The sequence below is a fragment of the Streptomyces dioscori genome (genome assembly GCF_003024195.1).
In the GTDB taxonomy this organism is placed as follows: Bacteria; Actinomycetota; Actinomycetes; order Streptomycetales; family Streptomycetaceae; genus Streptomyces; species Streptomyces dioscori.
This window is the reverse complement of the sequence record NZ_KZ679047.1, coordinates 305,482-322,694: the sequence shown is the minus strand read 5'-3', so window position 1 is coordinate 322,694 and position 17,213 is coordinate 305,482. Positions and strand designations below refer to the sequence as shown.

General features: G+C 70.7%; 11 protein-coding genes. 8 read left to right on the top strand and 3 right to left on the bottom strand.

The annotated features are described in order from the left end of the window. Positions 1-39: 39 nt before the first annotated feature. Positions 40-597 carry a hypothetical protein gene (locus tag C6Y14_RS25690; protein WP_107019176.1) on the top strand — a complete coding sequence of 186 codons (558 nt, stop codon included), beginning with the start codon at positions 40-42 and terminating at the stop codon, positions 595-597. 106 nt (positions 598-703) lie between these two features. On the opposite strand, the gene C6Y14_RS25685 is transcribed toward C6Y14_RS25690, so the two are convergent. Next, positions 704-1,747, bottom strand: a complete 1,044-nt coding sequence (locus C6Y14_RS25685) for an O-antigen ligase family protein (RefSeq protein ID WP_107019175.1) — start codon at positions 1,745-1,747, stop codon at positions 704-706. Positions 1,748-2,010: 263 nt separating this feature from the next. Between C6Y14_RS25685 and lnt the strand changes: the two genes are divergently transcribed. Genes lnt through C6Y14_RS25665 form a run of 4 tightly spaced genes read left to right on the top strand, consistent with a single transcriptional unit; the run spans position 2,011 to position 6,994 of the window. Further along, the gene (gene lnt, locus C6Y14_RS25680; RefSeq protein WP_107019174.1) at positions 2,011-3,639 is read left to right on the top strand and encodes an apolipoprotein N-acyltransferase; all 1,629 of its coding nucleotides are present in this window, start codon (positions 2,011-2,013) and stop codon (positions 3,637-3,639) included. A 26-nt stretch (positions 3,640-3,665) separates the two neighbouring features. Continuing rightward, positions 3,666-4,139 carry an NUDIX hydrolase gene (locus C6Y14_RS25675; RefSeq protein ID WP_107019173.1) on the top strand — a complete coding sequence of 158 codons (474 nt, stop codon included), beginning with the start codon at positions 3,666-3,668 and terminating at the stop codon, positions 4,137-4,139. 60 nt (positions 4,140-4,199) lie between these two features. After that, on the top strand, positions 4,200-5,000 hold the full coding sequence (locus C6Y14_RS25670; RefSeq protein WP_107019172.1) for a 3-hydroxybutyrate dehydrogenase: 801 nt from the start codon (positions 4,200-4,202) through the stop codon (positions 4,998-5,000). A gap of 59 nt (positions 5,001-5,059) precedes the next feature. After that, on the top strand, positions 5,060-6,994 hold the full coding sequence (locus tag C6Y14_RS25665) for a helix-turn-helix domain-containing protein (RefSeq protein WP_107019253.1): 1,935 nt from the start codon (positions 5,060-5,062) through the stop codon (positions 6,992-6,994). Between the two features lie 66 nt (positions 6,995-7,060). Here C6Y14_RS25665 and C6Y14_RS25660 read toward each other — a convergent pair whose 3' ends face one another. Next, complete coding sequence (locus C6Y14_RS25660; protein ID WP_225891265.1) at positions 7,061-8,524, bottom strand: MFS transporter; 1,464 nt, start codon at positions 8,522-8,524, stop codon at positions 7,061-7,063. A gap of 307 nt (positions 8,525-8,831) precedes the next feature. Between C6Y14_RS25660 and C6Y14_RS25655 the strand changes: the two genes are divergently transcribed. Beyond that, positions 8,832-11,051 (top strand): NADP-dependent isocitrate dehydrogenase, encoded by a 2,220-nt coding sequence (locus C6Y14_RS25655; protein WP_107019171.1) that lies wholly within the window; start codon positions 8,832-8,834, stop codon positions 11,049-11,051. A gap of 137 nt (positions 11,052-11,188) precedes the next feature. Further along, positions 11,189-12,673, top strand: coding sequence for a purine-cytosine permease family protein (locus C6Y14_RS25650; RefSeq protein WP_107019170.1), 1,485 nt, complete (start codon positions 11,189-11,191; stop codon positions 12,671-12,673). Positions 12,674-12,757: 84 nt separating this feature from the next. Here the strand turns inward: C6Y14_RS25650 and C6Y14_RS25645 are convergent, their stop codons facing one another. Further along, entirely contained in the window at positions 12,758-14,023 is a 1,266-nt protein-coding gene (locus tag C6Y14_RS25645; protein ID WP_107019169.1) for an alpha-L-fucosidase, read from the bottom strand. Between the two features lie 206 nt (positions 14,024-14,229). Between C6Y14_RS25645 and C6Y14_RS25640 the strand changes: the two genes are divergently transcribed. After that, complete coding sequence (locus C6Y14_RS25640; protein WP_107019168.1) at positions 14,230-17,205, top strand: carbohydrate binding domain-containing protein; 2,976 nt, start codon at positions 14,230-14,232, stop codon at positions 17,203-17,205. Positions 17,206-17,213: the final 8 nt, after the last annotated feature.

The following is a 17,213-nucleotide window of genomic DNA, read 5'->3' as shown; positions in this document are numbered from 1 at the left end:
CAGGTGCCCTCTCTGCGGAACGTGAGTACGCTCATTGGCATGACGGACCACCCCCACGGCGAACAGGGCGCTGCCGACGCCCCGCATACCGAGGTCTGGCACGGTCGCGCGTCCAACCGTATGCAGTGGCTGCTCGCGAGCATCGGAGCCGCCTGCCTGGCGCTGGGCATCCAGCTGGCCGTCGACTCGACGTGGACGTCGGGCATCGCCGCCCTCGCCATGTCGGTGGTCGGCTGCATCGCGGCGGGGCTTCTCGTCCTCTTCGGGACGCTGGCGTTCGTGCATGTGGCCGTGAAGGTCGACAAGGAGTGCCTCGAAGTGCGCTGCGGCCACATGGGTGTCCCGCGCCGCCGCATCCCGCTGTCGCACATCACGGGAGCCGACTTCGCGCCCCGGGTCACCCCGCGCCACTGGGGTGGCTGGGGCTACCGCTGGCGCCCCGACCAGGGCACCGCCGTGGTCGTACGACGCGGCGAGGGGCTGGTGCTCCTCCTGGGCGACGGGCACACGTTCACCATCACGGTGGACAACGCGGAAGCGGCCGTGCGAGTGATCCGCGACCGGCTGCGGGTCGCCGCCCTGGGCCGGCCCCGCTGACGACGTAAACACCGTCCCGTCCGGACCTGCTGTCCAGGTCCGGACCTGCTGTCCCTTCTGGGCCTGCTGTCCCTTCCGGAACCGTCCTCCCGTCCGCGTCCGTCGGCTACCCCGTGGAGACGGTCGGCACGGTCGGTACGGTCGGTGCAGGGCGTGCTGTGGCCAGGCCCGCGAGCAGGCCCGCGCCCGCCGTGACCGTGGTGAAGCTCAGGGCGTTGCCGACCGAGGCGATCGCGGCGAGCGCCGTCAGGGCGGCGCCCGCGGTGAGCACGACCGGCGTGGGGCGCGGTGACCTCCACAGGGCGTAGAGGACCCAGCCGAACACCGCGGCGAGCAGGACCACGCCCAGGATTCCCTGCTCGGCGGCCTGCTGGAACGGTGCCGAGTGGGGTTTGCCGTCGGGCGGCAGCGTCTGGGTGACGGTCGGGCTCAGCTCCGCGAAGCGTCCGGGGCCGATGCCCAGCCCCGGTTCCCGGGCCGCCATGTCGAGCGCGTCGTGCCACAGCAGTACGCGGTGCTGGGTGAGCTGCCCCTCCAGGGACGAGGTCAGACCGTCCGGCAGTACGTCCTCCGCGGTCGCCCAGGTCGCGCCGGTCACCAGGGCCGCGGCGAGCGCGAGACCGCCGAGCCCCACGGCACGGCGGCGCATACGGTCGGCGGCGAGCGAGCAGAGCAGCACTCCCAGACAGGCCACGAAGCCCGACGTCGACCCCAGGACGGCCGCGGTGACCGCGATACCGGCGGCCAGCAGCCGCAGGGCGAGCCGCAGTCCCGGCGGGCGGGCCGCCCAGGCCGCACAGCACGCGGCCCCCGCGGAGAGGGTGAGCAGCGCGGCGGTCGCGCCGGTCTGGCCCAGCGGTGAGGTCACCTGGCTGCCCGGATTGATGTGCGGGGCCGCCACGGCGAGCCCGAGTCCGGCGAACGCGCCCGCGCCGGGCACGGCGACCGGCAGCAGCTCTCCGCAGATCCGCCCCACCGCGTAGCCGGCGGCCACGGCGAGCACCGCGAGCAGGACCCCCTCGGGACGCCCGCCGTGCACCGCGGCGGTGATCAGGGACCAGGCCGCGCACGCGCCGAGCACGACGACGCCCGTCGCGTCCGAGGCGCTGCGTCTGTCGTGTGCCGACGCCGGACCGGTCGCCGAAGTCATCCCCGTGGACCCCACCCCGACGCCCCCCGACCTGTGACGGGCCCCGACCGCCCGGCCGGAAACGGCCCGTACGTCGAAGGCTCCGGCACACCGTAACGGGTGATGCGCCGGTTTGTGGACGAGTTGCGCAGAAACGATGCGGCAAGTGAGGGGCAAGTGCCCGGTCGGTACCTCCGCGCCACCGCCTCAGTACGCGGCGGGGGCCCGGCCGGGAGCCGGGGCCGCGCTGTCGGCGCCGTGGTCACGCGCCGTAGACTCCCGGGGTGACCGCCACAGCGACCCCCGTAGACGAGCCGGAACAGCTCGACCCGCAGGACCGGCCCGTTTCGCGCACGGTTCGCCTGGCGCGACGGCTGCTTCCGGCCGCCGCCGCGGCACTCTCCGGGGTGCTGCTTTACGTCAGTTTCCCGCCGCGCACCCTGTGGTGGCTGGCCCTGCCGGCCTTCGCGATCCTCGCCTGGTGCCTGCACGGCCGCACCTGGAAGGCGGCCCTCGGCCTCGGCTACCTCTTCGGCCTCGGCTTCCTGCTGCCGCTGCTCGTCTGGACCGGCGTCGAGGTCGGTCCCGGACCATGGCTGGCGCTCGTCGTCATCGAAGCGGTGTACGTCGCACTCGTCGGCGCCGGTATAGCGGCTGTGTCGAAGCTGCCCGGCCGGCCGCTGTGGGCGGCGGCCCTGTGGATCGCCGGTGAGGCGGCACGCGCGCGCGTGCCGTTCGGCGGCTTCCCCTGGGGCAAGATCGCCTTCGGTCAGGCCGACGGGGTGTTCCTGCCGCTCGCGGCGGTGGGCGGCACCCCCGTGCTCGGTTTCGCGGTCGTCCTGTGCGGCTTCGGCCTGTACGAGACCGTCCGCCTGGGCCTCGAAGCGCGGCGCACCCGTGTCGTGCGCCGGGGGGCCGCCGCGGTGGCCCTGGTCAGTCTCGTCCTCCCCGTCGCGGGCGCCTTCGCCGCACGCTCCCTGGTCAGTGACAGCGCCGAGGACGGCACCGCGACCGTCGCCGTCGTCCAGGGCAACGTCCCGCGCGCGGGACTCGACTTCAACTCCCAGCGCCGTGCCGTCCTCGACCACCACGCACGCGAGACCGAGCGGCTGGCCGCGCGGGTCAAGGCGGGCAAGGTGGCCCAGCCCGACTTCGTGCTCTGGCCGGAGAACTCCTCCGACATCGACCCCTTCCGCAACCCCGACGCCTACGCCGTGATCGACAAGGCGGCCAGGGCGATCGGCGCGCCCATCTCGGTCGGCGGCGTCGTGGAGAAGGACGGCAAGCTCTACAACGAGCAGATCCTGTGGGACCCGGTGAAGGGCCCCGGCGCCACCTACGACAAGCGACAGGTCCAGCCGTTCGGCGAGTACCTCCCGATGCGCTCGCTCCTGGGCGCCATCAACGAGAACTGGACCTCCATGGTCCGCCAGGACTTCAGCCGGGGCGACAAGCCGGGCGTGTTCACCATGGCGGGCACCCAGGTAGGCCTCGCGACCTGCTACGAGGCCGCCTTCGACTGGGCCGTGCGTGACACCGTCACCCACGGCGCCCAGATCATCTCCGTACCGAGCAACAACGCCACGTTCGACCGCAGCGAGATGACCTACCAGCAGCTCGCCATGTCCCGCATCCGGGCCGTCGAGCACAGCCGGACCGTCACCGTCCCGGTGACCAGCGGCGTCAGCGCCATGATCATGCCGGACGGGGAGATCACCCAGCGCACCGGGATGTTCGTCGCCGACTCCCTCGTCCAGAAGGTGCCGCTGCGGTCCTCCGAGACGCCCGCCACCCGCTTCGGCATCGCGCCCGAGATGGTGCTGGTCCTGATCGCCGCGGGCGGACTCGGCTGGGCGGTGGCGTCGGCCGCGCGCGGACGTTCCCAGCGCGGCGGTCGGAACGCGGCAGAGTGACGTGACCGGCCCGTTAGGGTCGGTCCATGGCTACTCCTGACTTCATCCGTACGATCCGGGCCAGCGCCGGACAGCAGTTGCTGTGGCTTCCCGGAGTCACCGCCGTCGTCTTCGACGACGAGGGCAGAGTCCTGCTCGGGCGCCGGGTCGACACCGGCAGGTGGGCCGTCATCGCCGGGATGTCGGAGCCGGGGGAGCAGCCCGCGGCCTGCGCCGTGCGGGAGGTCTACGAGGAGACGGGCGTCCGGTGCGTCGCCGAGCGCGTCGTCCTCGTCCAGGCCTTGAAGCCGATCACGTACCCGAACGGCGACATCTGTCAGTTCATGGACATCACCATCCGGTGCCGGGCCGTCGGCGGCGAGGCCCGTGTCAACGACGACGAGTCGCTGGAGGTCGCCTGGTTCGCCGTGGACGCGCTGCCGGAGCTGAACGAGCACGGTCTGGTCCGGATCAAACAGGCGCTGTCCGACGAGCCCACGTGGTTCGACCCCACGACCTGAGGGTGAAGTGTGGGTTGTGACCACATGGGTCGAGCTGGAGGGGCCCCCTAGGGTCGGAGCATGACCGCGCGCAGCGTCCTCGCAGGCTCCCAGGCCCCCTCCTTCGACCTCGGCGGCCGTACCGCCCTCGTCACCGGCGCCGCAGGCGGCATCGGCCGCGCGTGCGCGCTGCGGCTCGCCGCCGCCGGCGCGAAGGTGCGGGCGGTCGACCGGCAGGCCGAGGGACTGGAGACACTCGCCGAACAGGCCCGCGGCCTCGCGGGAACCGTCGAGCCGCACCTCCTCGACCTCACCGACCTGGACGCGGCGGAGTCCGCCGCGGCGGGCACCGACATCCTCGTCAACAACGCCGGACTTCAACTGGTGCGCCCCATCGAGGACTTCCCGCCCGACATCTTCCACACCGTGCTGACCGTGATGCTGGAGGCACCGTTCCGGCTCATCCGCGGGGCGCTGCCGCACATGTACGGGCAAGGGTGGGGCCGCATCGTCAATGTGTCCTCCGTCCATGGGCTGCGCGCCTCCGCCTTCAAGTCGGCCTATGTGGCGGCAAAACACGGTCTTGAGGGCCTCTCCAAGACAGCGGCGCTCGAAGGCGCCCCCCATGGAGTCACCTCGAACTGTGTGAACCCCGCCTATGTGCGTACACCCCTGGTCGAGAAACAGCTCACCGACCAGGCGGCGGCCCACGGCATACCGCGGGAGCGGGTACTGACGGAGATCCTGCTGCAGGACAGTGCCGTCAAACGCCTCATCGAGCCCGAGGAGGTCGCCGAGGCCGTGGCGTATCTGTGCGGCCCCGCCGCGTCCTTCGTCACCGGCACCTCGCTGGTGCTCGACGGCGGCTGGACCGCGCACTGAGCGGTGAGTTATCCACAGGGCTGGTCAGGGTGTCGGTGCGACGGGTAATCCTGGTGGACATGTTCCGTGATCAATCGAAGTCGGCCGGGCGCTCCGAGACGAGCGCGGAGACGCCGTTCCTGAAACTGCTGGCCAGGGGCGCGTCCGCAGACGCGTACGAGCAGCCGGTGCTGCTCGCCCGTGCGGACGGCACGGCCGCCGGCCGGATCGCCGCGCTGGAGGACGCCAAGGCGCTCGCCCTGCGCGTGCGCTCGGAGATGGAGGGACGCCGCAGACGCGAGGCCGAACTGTCCGCGCTCTTCGAGACGGCCCATGACCTGGCGGGACTGCGCGACCTCGACGCCGTGCTCCAGGCGATCGTGCAGCGCGCCCGCTCGCTGCTGAGCACGGACGTCGCGTACCTCAGCCTGAACGACCCGGCGCGTGGCGACACGTACATGCGGGTCACCGAGGGCTCGGTCGCGGCGCGCTTCCAGCAGCTGCGCCTGGGCATGGGGGAGGGGCTCGGCGGACTCGTCGCCCAGACGGCCCGCCCCTACGTCACGGACGACTACTTCCGGGACGACCGCTTCCGGCACACGCTGACGATCGACACGGGGGTAAGGGACGAGGGGCTGGTGGCGATCCTCGGCGTGCCCCTCGCACTCGGCCCGCACGTCATCGGCGTGCTCTTCGCCGCCGACCGCCGCGCACGGGTCTTCGAGCGGCAGGAGATCGCGCTGCTCGGCTCGTTCGCGGCCCTGGCGGCGGCCGCCATCGACGCCGCGAACCTGCTCACCGAGACCCGTCAGACACTGGCCGACCTGGAGCGGGCCAACGAGATCATCGGAGACCGCAGCGGGGTCATCGAGCGGGCCTCGGACGTCCACGACCGGCTCGCCGAGCTCGTTCTGCGGGGCGGCGGGGTCCACGACGTGTCGGCCGCGGTCTCCCAGGTCCTCGACGGCACCGTCCGCTTCGCCGACGCGGGAGCGGCACCCGGCGACGCGGTCGAGGTGTCACGGGCCGAGGGCCACGCCGTCCGCCACGGGGACGACTGGGTGGCGGCCGTCGCCGCCGGCGGCGAACTGCTCGGCGCGCTGGTGCTGGACGGCCAGCCCGGACTCGACCCCGTCGACCAGCGCACCCTGGAGCGCGCCGCCATGGTCACCTCGCTCCTGCTGCTGGCCCGGCGGTCGGCAGCCGAGGCCGAACAGCGCGTCCGCGGCGAGCTGCTGGACGATCTGCTCGACGCCCGCGACCGCGACCCCCGGCTGCTGCGCGAGCGCGCGGCCCGGTTCGACGCCGACCTCGACTCCGTCCATGTGGTGCTCGCCGCCCGTCTGGACAGCCCGGTGGCGGACGCCGACCAGGAGGCGGCGGCCCGGCGCAGACTGTGGTCCGCGGCATCCCACCTCGCGGCCACCCGGCAGGGACTCGCCGCGGCCCGCGACGGAGGCACCGTCCTGCTGTTGCCTCTCGGCCGCGGCGACACGGCGACGGAGCTGGCCCGCCGTACGGCGAGAGACCTGGGCACGGCCGTCCACGAGGCGGTCACCGTTGGGGCTTCCGCGCCTGTCCGGGATCTCGCGGCGCGCCCGGAGACCGTGGCCGAGGCCTACGCAGAGGGGCAGCGGTGCCTCGACGCGCTGCGGCTCCTCGGCCGCGCGGGGGACGGAGCCGCCGCCGAGGACTTCGGGTTCCTGGGACTGCTGCTGGCCGGGAGCCGGGACATCCCCGGCTTCGTCGAGCGGACCATCGGCCAGGTCGTCACGTACGACGAGAAGCGCGGCACGGATCTCCTGCGCACCCTCGACGCCTACTTCGCGTGCGGGATGAGCCCGGCACGTACCAAGGACGAGCTGCACGTCCACGTCAACACGGTCGCGCAGCGTCTGGAGCGGGTGGGCCGGCTGCTCGGACCCGAGTGGCAGAGCCCGGCCCGCGCGCTGGAGATCCAGCTCGCCCTGCGGCTGCACCGGTTGTCGTCCTCGGCGTCCCCCGGACAGCACTGACCCCCGCGCGCGGCAGGCGCGCGGGGGCCGGTCGCCGAAGAACGGCCGGAAACGCCCAGCGGGTGTTCAGACGGTACGGGCGTCCGCGGGACGGGAGTCGTTCGCGGCCTCCGCGCCCGGCAGCGCGACACCGGACGGCCCGGTTCCAGCCCCCGCCTCCGCCGCATCCGCCGCCCCCGCCTCCCCGTCGACGTCCGCGAGGTCGCGGTGGCGGGTCTCCTTCGCCACCCCCACGGCGATCAGGGTCAGCACCGCCGCCCCGATCACGTACAGGGCGATCGGCGTGGAGCTGTCGTAGTCCGCCAGCAGCGCCGTCGCGATGAGCGGTGCGGGCGCACCCGCGGCGACCGACGAGAACTGCGCGCCGATCGAGGCCCCGGAGTACCGCATGCGCGTCGCGAACATCTCCGAGAAGAACGCGGCCTGCGGCGCGTACATGGCTCCGTGCAGGACCAGGCCCACGGTCACGGCGAGGATCAGGTTGCCGAAACTCCCCGTGTCGATGAGCGCGAAGAACGGGAACATCCACAGCCCGATACCGGCCGCGCCCAGCAGGTACACCGGCCGGCGGCCGACCCGGTCGGACAGGGCGCCCCACGCCGGTATCGCCGCGAAGTGCACGGCGGACGCGATGAGCACCGCGTTCAGCGCGGTCTGCTTGGACAGTCCGGTGGACGTGGTGGCGTACACGAGGATGAACGCGGTGATCACGTAGTAGCTGATGTTCTCCGCCATGCGCGCGCCCATCGCGATGAGGACGTCCCGCCAGTGGTACCGCAGCACGGAGACCAGCGGCAGCTTCTCCGCGGCACCGTCCTGAACGGACTTGCGCGCCTCGGCCTGGGCCAGGGCGGCCTTGAAGACGGGTGATTCGTCGACGGAGAGACGAATCCACAGACCGACCATGACGAGCACGCCCGAGAGCAGGAAGGGAATGCGCCAGCCCCACGCCGTGAACTGGGCGTCCGAGAGCACGGCGGTCAGCAGCGACAGCACACCCGTCGCCAGCAGCTGCCCGGCGGGCGCCCCGGTCTGCGGCCACGAGGCCCAGAAACCGCGTCGCCGCGCGTCGCCGTGCTCCGACACCAGCAGTACGGCGCCGCCCCACTCCCCGCCCAGCGCGAAGCCCTGCACCAGGCGCAGCACGGTCAGCAGCACCGGGGCCGCCGTACCGATGGTCGCGTGCGTGGGCAGCAGGCCGATCGCGAAGGTCGCCCCGCCCATCAGCAGCAGACTCAGGACCAGCAGCTTCTTGCGTCCGAGCCGGTCGCCGTAGTGCCCGAAGACCAGCGCCCCGAGCGGCCGGGCGGCGAACCCCACCGCGTACGTCAGAAAGGACAGCAGGGTCCCGACGAGCGGGTCGGAGCCCGGGAAGAAGAGCTTGTTGAAGACGAGCGCGGCGGCGGATCCGTAGAGGAAGAAGTCGTACCACTCGATGGTGGTGCCGATCAGGCTCGCGGCGACGATGCGCTTGAGGCTGCTGGGTGGTGTGGAGGCTGGTGGTGGGGGAGCGGTTGCTGCGGAGGCCATGTGCACCACTTCCGGGTGTTCGACGGGGACGGGTACGTATCGGCACACCGTAGGAAGGCGCAGGTCAGGCGCACATGTGGTGGGACAACATAGTTCTGGCCAATGAAGTGCGTGCGCCCACCATGCGGGGCGGGCCCACCATGCCGGGCACCGGAGGCGCGGGCCGCCCGCTCCCGACCGGACCGAAGCCGCCTGTCGACCGGACCGCGACCGAGTTGTACAGCCTCCTGTCCGGTCCGGCCCCATCACGAGATATCTTGATGTCGAGCAATGTTGCAGACTTTGCAGACGTGGAGCGGAGCACCCGGTGACTGACTCGACCATCATCTACACGCACACTGACGAGGCCCCGGCCCTGGCGACGTATTCGTTCTTGCCGGTGGTCCAGGCGTACGCGTCGCAGGCCGGTGTCACTGTGGAAACCCGTGACATCTCGCTGGCCGGGCGGATCATCGCCCTCTTCCCCGAGTTCCTGGAGGAGGGGCAGCGCATCGCCGACGCCCTCGCCGAGCTGGGTGAGCTGGCCAAGACGCCCGGTGCCAACATCATCAAGCTGCCGAACATCTCGGCCTCGATCCCGCAGCTGAAGGCCGCGGTCGCCGAGCTGCAGTCGCAGGGCTACGCGCTGCCGAACTACCCGGACGACCCGAAGACCGATGAGGAGCGCGACATCCGCGCCCGCTACGACAAGGTCAAGGGCAGCGCCGTGAACCCGGTGCTGCGCGAGGGCAACTCCGACCGCCGCGCCCCCGCGTCGGTCAAGAACTACGCCAAGGCCCACCCGCACCGCATGGGCGCCTGGACGGCCGACTCGAAGACGAACGTCGCGACCATGGGCGTCGACGACTTCCGGTCCACCGAGAAGTCCGTGGTGATCTCCGAGGCCGGTTCGCTGCGCATCGAGCTGACCGGCGACGACGGCTCCACCACCGTCCTGCGTGAGTCCGTACCCGTCCTCGCGGGCGAGGTCGTCGACGCCTCCGTGCTGCACGTCGCCGCGCTGCGCGAGTTCCTCACCGCGCAGATCGCCAAGGCCAAGGCCGACGGCGTGCTGTTCTCCGTGCACCTCAAGGCCACCATGATGAAGGTCTCCGACCCGATCATCTTCGGCCACGTGGTGCGCGCCTTCTTCCCGAAGACGTTCGCCCAGTACGGCAAGGCGCTCGCCGCCGCGGGGCTGACCCCCAACGACGGTCTCGGCGGCATCTACAAGGGCCTTGAGTCCCTGCCCGAGGGCGCCGAGATCAAGGCGTCCTTCGACGCCGAGCTCGCCGAGGGCCCCGAGCTGGCCATGGTCGACTCCGACAAGGGCATCAGCAACCTGCACGTGCCCTCCGACGTCATCGTCGACGCCTCCATGCCGGCGATGATCCGCACCTCCGGCCACATGTGGGGCCCGGACGGCGGCGAGGCCGACACCCTGGCGGTCCTCCCGGACTCCAGCTACGCCGGTGTCTACCAGGTCGTCCTCGACGACTGCCGCGCCAACGGCGCCTTCGACCCCTCGACCATGGGCACCGTCCCGAACGTCGGTCTGATGGCGCAGAAGGCCGAGGAGTACGGCAGCCACGACAAGACCTTCGAGATCGCGACCACCGGCACGGTCCGCCTCGTCGACCAGGCCGGCGACGTCGTCCTGCAGCAGACGGTCTCCGCCGGCGACATCTTCCGCGCCTGCCAGACCAAGGACGCCCCGATCCGTGACTGGGTCAAGCTGGCCGTCACCCGCGCCCGCGCCACCGGCGACCCGACCGTGTTCTGGCTGGACGAGAGCCGCGCCCACGACGCGAAGCTCATCGAGAAGGTCAACGCCTACCTGCCGGAGCACGACACCGAGGGCCTGGACATCCGTGTCCTGTCGCCCGTCGAGGCGACCAAGCTCTCCGTGGAGCGCATCCGCCGCGGCGAGAACACCATCTCGGTCACCGGCAACGTCCTGCGCGACTACCTGACCGACCTGTTCCCGATCCTGGAGCTGGGCACCAGCGCCAAGATGCTCTCGATCGTCCCGCTGATGAATGGCGGCGGCCTCTTCGAGACGGGTGCCGGCGGCTCGGCGCCCAAGCACGTGCAGCAGCTGGTCAAGGAGGACTACCTGCGCTGGGACAGCCTGGGTGAGTTCCTGGCGCTGGCTTCCAGCTTCGAGCACCTCGCGCAGACCACGGACAACGCGCGCGCCCAGGTCCTCGCCGACACGCTCGACCGCGCGACGGCCACGTTCCTGGAGAACGACAAGTCGCCGAGCCGTCGCCTCGGTGGCATCGACAACCGCGGCAGCCACTTCTTCCTCGCGCTGTACTGGGCGCAGGAGCTGGCCCGGCAGACCGACGACGCCGAGCTCGCCAAGGTGATCGCTCCGCTCGCCGAGACGCTCACCTCGCAGGAGGAGACGATCGTCTCCGAGCTGAACGCGGTGCAGGGGTCGCCGGCCGAGATCGGTGGGTACTACCAGCCCGACCCGGTCAAGGCCGAGGCTGTCATGCGGCCGTCCGCGACGCTGAACGCGGCGCTGGCGACGCTCGCCTGAGCCTGTAGCTCCGCTTGCGCCCGGATGTCGACTGCGGGCGCGTTGTGGCTGGTCGCGCAGTTCCCCGCGCCCCTGAGGGGGCGTGGGGCTGCGCGGTTCGATTCACCGACCCCGCATCCCAGATGGGCAGGTCGACCATGACGGGCACATCCGGCAGCAGACAGCAGCTCCAGGTGGAGACGCACGGCCTCGACGTGATCGGTGACGCCGAGCGCAAAGGCACGCCCCGTACCCTCTTCTGGCCCTGGTTCGGGGCGAATGTCTCCATTCTCGGGTTGAGCTACGGGTCCTTCGTGCTCGGGTTCGGGATCTCGTTCTGGCAGGCCCTGGCCGCCGGAGTGATCGGGATCGTCTTCTCCTTCCTGCTCTGCGGGCTCGTCGCGGTCGCGGGCAAGCGCGGTTCGGCGCCGACCATGGTGCTCAGCCGGGCCGCCTACGGTGTGCGCGGCAACCGGCTCCCCGCCGTCGTGTCCTGGATGCTCACCGTCGGCTGGGAGACCGTCCTCACGGCACTGGCGACCATGGCCACCTCGACCGTGCTCGACCGCATCGGCTGGGGCGGCGGCACCGGGACCGAGGTGGTCGCCCTGATCGTCGTCGGCGCGCTCGTCGTGGTCGGCGGGGTGATGGGCTTCGACCTGATCATGCGGCTCCAGACGGTCATCACCGTCGTCACCGGGATCCTGACCGTCGTCTACATCGGGCTCGTCGCCGACCACATCCACTGGTCGGCCGTCAGCGCCGTACCGGCGGGCTCCGCCCAGGAGTTCATCGGCGCGCTCGTCTTCATGATGACCGGCTTCGGCCTCGGCTGGGTCAACGCCGCCGCCGACTACTCGCGCTACCTGCCGCGCGACTCCTCCAGCCGGGGCGTGGCCGGATGGACGACCTTCGGCGCTTCGGTGGCACCCCTGCTCCTGCTCGTCTTCGGTCTGCTGCTCGCCGGATCGTCCACAGCGCTCAGCACGGCCGTCGCGGGCGACCCCATCGGCGCGCTCACCACGATCCTGCCCACCTGGTTCCTGATCCCCTTCGCCGTGGTGGCCGTACTCGGCCTGGTCGGCGGAGCGGTCCTCGACATCTACTCCTCGGGCCTGGCCCTGCTCGCCGCGGGCCTGCGCGTACCGCGCTATCTGGCGGCCCTGCTGGACGGCGTCCTGATGATCGCGGGCTCCGTCTACATCGTGTTCTTCGCGGACGACTTCCTGGGCCAGTTCATCGGCTTCCTCACCACGCTCGGCGTGCCGGTCGCGGCCTGGTGCGGGGTGATGCTCGCCGACCTGGCCCTGCGCCGCCGCGACTACGACGAGGCCGACCTGTTCCGCGTGCAGGGCCGCTACGGAGACGTCGAACCGCTCCCGCTGCTGCTCACCCTTGCCGCCACCGCGCTCGGCTGGGGCCTGGTCACCAACTCGGCAGCCGGCTGGCTGGAGTGGCAGGGCTATCTGCTCGGCCCCCTCGGCCTCGGCGGCAAGGACGGCACCTGGGCGTACGCGAACCTGGGCGTCCTCGTAGCGCTCGCCCTCGGCTTCCTCGGCACCCTCGCACTCGGCCGCGGAAGAGTGCGTACGCAGGAGGAGCAGGCCCCGACAGACACATCATGGACCTCCACCGGCCGCTGATCCGGGTCGGCACTGTGGCCGAGGTACTCACCACGGAGCGCTGAATCCCCCGGCGCCGGCCCGGACACCACACCAGCAAGCCGGTCAGAGCCGTCCCGCCCCCGTGTACAGGTCCAGTTCCCCCTCCAGCTCCACGGCCAACACGGTCGCCTCCTCGTCCAGGTCGGCCGCCGCGGGCGCGTCGATCCACATCACCCCCGGTACGGTGTCGAGCCCGCCCGTGACGTGGTGGCCGAGCTCCGTGCCCGTGCCGAGGACGGTGACGCGCCGGACCCGGTTCCGCAGCCCGCGTACCGACACGGAGTCACGCGGGGCGTCGAAGCACACCAGATAGAGCGTGCGCCGGTCCGCGGACAGGGTGCTGGGGCCGTAGTGGTGCCCGGCGGGCAGTCCGGCGACGGTGCCGTACACGGCGTCCGAGTGCCGCCCGATCCACGCGCCGAGACCTTCCATACGGGCGATCTGTTCCTCGGGGATCGTGCCGTCCTCGCGCGGTGCCGCGGCCAGCAGCAGGTTGCCGCCCATGCCGATGGTCTCGGTGAAGTACCGCACCAGCTGGCGCACCGACTTGAAGGCGCGGTCCTGCGGCCGGTGGCTCCATGAGTCGTTGATGGTGAGGCACAGCTCCCACGGGCCGTCCGGGGCCTGGAGCGGGGCGCCCTGTTCCGGCGTGGCGTAGTCGCCGTGGCCGGGCATCCGGCCGTTGAAGACGGTGTCCGGATTGTCCGCGAGGATAACGTCGGCGAGTTCGTCCGTCCGCCACTGTTCCTCGGTGCGCTCCCACTCGCCGTCGAACCAGAGGATGTCGGGCCGGAAGCGTTCGACGAGTTCGCGGACCTGTCCGTCGCGGTAGGCGAGATAGCGCGCCCAGGCCGCCGGGTCCTCCTGACCGGGCTCGGCCTGTGAGTACGCGTTGAGCGGCACGACGTACGGGCCCGGGTGCCGCTCGCTCGCGTAGTCCGGGTGGTTCCAGTCGGAGTGTGAGTAGTAGAGGCCGACCTTGAGATCCCGGGCGCGCAGCGCGTCGACGAACCCGGTGACGAGGTCGCGGCCCGCTGGGGTGTCACGGACCACGTCGAGATTGCGGTGGCCGGTGTCCCAGAGGGCGACGCCGTCGTGGTGCCGGGTGGTGAGGACCGCGTACCGGGCACCGACGCGGGCGAACAACTCGGCCCAGGCGTCGGGATCGTAGTGCGAGGCGCTGAAGCCGTCGAGCTGTTTCATGTACTGCTCGTGCGTCATCTCGCCTGTGTAGAAGGACCAGGACTCGGCGGCGCCACCGACGGCGTAGACGCCGTAGTGGATGAAGATGCCCAGCTTGGCAGCGGGAAACCAGGGTTGCATCGGCATGCGTCCACGCTAGGCGCGCGCCGTCGCCGGCGCGTGGGCGCCGGTCACCACTACTGGTCCGTTTTCACCGCACGGACCATACGCTGCGCGATCCCTTTACGTGACTGTCATGTACCTGTAGCTTCCGCGCTGCAAGGAATTTCTGGAACTTGCTGGTTCTTCTTGCAGAGCAACTCGGCGCCCCACGGCCCGCATTGGAGACGCTCATGAGACGTACACCCCTCTGCCGGTCGCGGCGCCCGTTCCTCGCGGCGCTGGTGGCGACCGGACTGCTCGGCGCGCTCGCGGGGCCGCCGGAGACAGGCCCCGACGCGATGGAGACGGTCGCCGCCGACGCGAACACGGCGACCGTCTTCTACTACACGAAGACCAAGAACTGGTCCTCCACCTATCTCCACTACGCGCCGGACGGCGGCACGTGGACCACCGTGCCGGGCACGACGATGGAGGCGGCCTGCACGGACTGGGTGAAGCAGACCGTCGACCTCGGCTCGGCGGCCGGGCTCGCGGCCACCTTCAACAACGGCGCCGGCACCTGGGACAACAACTCCGGCGTCAACTACGCGCTCGGCAGCGGGAACATCACCGTCAAGGACGGGGTGATCGCCCACAGCGACCCGTGCGCCGGCACCGAACCGGCCGAGGGCAACAAGGCCACGGTCTACTACTCGACCGCCACCACCGGCTGGACGACGGCCAACATCCACTACGCGCCGACCGGCGGCACCTGGACGACCTCGCCCGGCGTCGGCATGGAGGCCGCCTGCACCGGCTGGTGGAAGAGGACCCTCGACCTCGGCACGGCGACCTCGCTGAAGGCCGCCTTCAACAACGGCAACGGCGTCTGGGACAACAACAACAGCGCCGACTACGCCCTCACCTCGGGCACCTCGACCGTCAAGGACCGTACGGTCACCAAGGACGCGGCGGACCCGTGCGCCGCCGTCGAGCCGGACACCGAGGCGCCGACCGCGCCCACAAAGGTGACCGCGAACGCCACGAACACCTCCGTCGTGCTGAGCTGGGACGCGGCGACCGACAACATCGGAGTGGTCAAGTACCAGGTGACCCGTACCGGCGGCACCAAGGGCACGGTCGTCACCGACATCGGCTCAACGGTGTTCTCCGACACGGGACTTGAGGAGAAGACGGGCTACAGCTACACGGTCAAGGCGGTCGACGCGGCCGGGAACACCTCGCCCGCCTCCGCCGCGGCCACCGCGACGACCGGCGAGAAGGCCTCCGACCCCGCCTCCGGCACCCCGCTGGGCACCGACCCCCGCAAGGACCCCATCTACTTCGTCCTCACCGCCCGCTTCCACGACGGCGACAGCTCCAACAACCGCGGCGGCAGCCAGCACACCAAGTCGGGCAACGCGGCCAACAACGACCCCATGTTCCGGGGCGACTTCAAGGGACTGGTCGAGAAACTCGACTACGTCAAGGCGCTCGGCTTCTCGGCGATCTGGGTCACCCCGGTGGTCCTCAACCGCTCGGACTACGACTACCACGGCTATCACGGCTACGACTTCTACAAGGTGGACCCGCGCCTGGAGTCGGCCGGCGCCTCCTACCAGGACCTGATCGACGCGGCGCACGCCAAGGGCATGAAGATCTACCAGGACGTCGTGTACAACCACAGCTCCCGCTGGGGTGCCAAGGGCCTGTTCACCCCGACCGTGTACGGCGTCCGCGACTCCCAGTGGAGCTGGTACTACGACGAGAGGAACGAGGGCTTCGAGTACGACGGACTGACCGTCGAACCCAAGTCCGGCAAGGCGTACTACAACGGCGACCTGTGGTCGACCGCCGAACCGTCCGGCAACACCTGCCTCAACTGGGGCAAGCCCACCGGAGGCAAGAGCGCCGAGGGCTACACGCTCTACAACTGCCAGTGGCCGAGCCCCACTTCGGGCATGTTCCCCAAGGCGCTCTACCACCGGTGCTGGATCGGCAACTGGGAGGGCGAGGACGCGCGTTCCTGCTGGCTGCACGAGGACCTGGCCGACTTCAACACCGAGAACACCACCGTCCAGAACTACCTGATCGGCGCGTACGACAAGTACATCGACATGGGTGTCGACGGCTTCCGCGTGGACACGGCCGTACACATCCCGCGCGTGACCTGGAACCGCCGTTTCCTGCCCGCCATCCAGGAGCGGGTCACCCAGAAGTTCGGCGCCGAGGCCGCGCGGAACTTCTTCGTCTTCGGCGAGGTCGCGGCCTTCGTCAACGACAAGTGGAACCGCGGCTCGGTCAACCACTCCGCGCAGTTCTACACCTGGAAGGAGCGCAAGGAGTACAGCGCGGACGACGAGGCGGCGGCCCTGGAACAGTTCACCTACGAGAACGACCAGGGCACCGGAAACCAGCCGACGTCCACCAACGCCTTCCTGGACGGGAACAACTACCACACCCCCGACCGCAGTCGGTTCTCCGGCATGAACATCATCGACATGCGGATGCACATGAACTTCGGTGACGCGCAGAACGCCTATGGCAACGGCAAGGACTCCGACGACAGCGTCAACGACGCCACGTACAACGTCGTCTATGTCGACAGCCACGACTACGGGCCCAACAAGAGCAGTGAGCGCTACACCGGCGGCACCGACGCGTGGGCCGAGAACATGGCCCTGATGTGGACCTTCCGCGGCATCCCGACCCTGTACTACGGCTCGGAGATCGAGTTCCAGAAGGGCAAGAAGATCGACTGCGGTCCGAGCTGCCCGCTGGCGACGACCGGTCGCGCGTACTACGGCGACCATCTCGCGGGCAGCGTCACGGCCTCCGGCTTCGGCACGGTCGGCTCCGCGAGCGGCGAGGTCGCGAACACCCTCGCGCAGCCCCTGGTCAAGCACGTCCAGCGCCTCAACCAGATCCGCCGGGCCGTCCCCGCCCTGCAGACGGGCCAGTACTCCACCGAGGGCATCAGCGGCTCGATGGCCTTCAAACGCCGGTACACCAGCGGCTCGACGGACAGCTTCGCCCTGGTCACGGTCACGGGCGGCGCCACCTACACGGGCATCCCGAACGGCACCTACAAGGACGCCGTCACCGGGGACGTGAAGACCGTCTCCAACGGCACGCTGAGCGTCGGCGCACCCGGCAAGGGCAACCTCCGCGTGTACGTGCTGAACGGCCCCGGGAAGATCGGCGCCGACGGCCCGTACCTGAAGTAGGCGTGAGG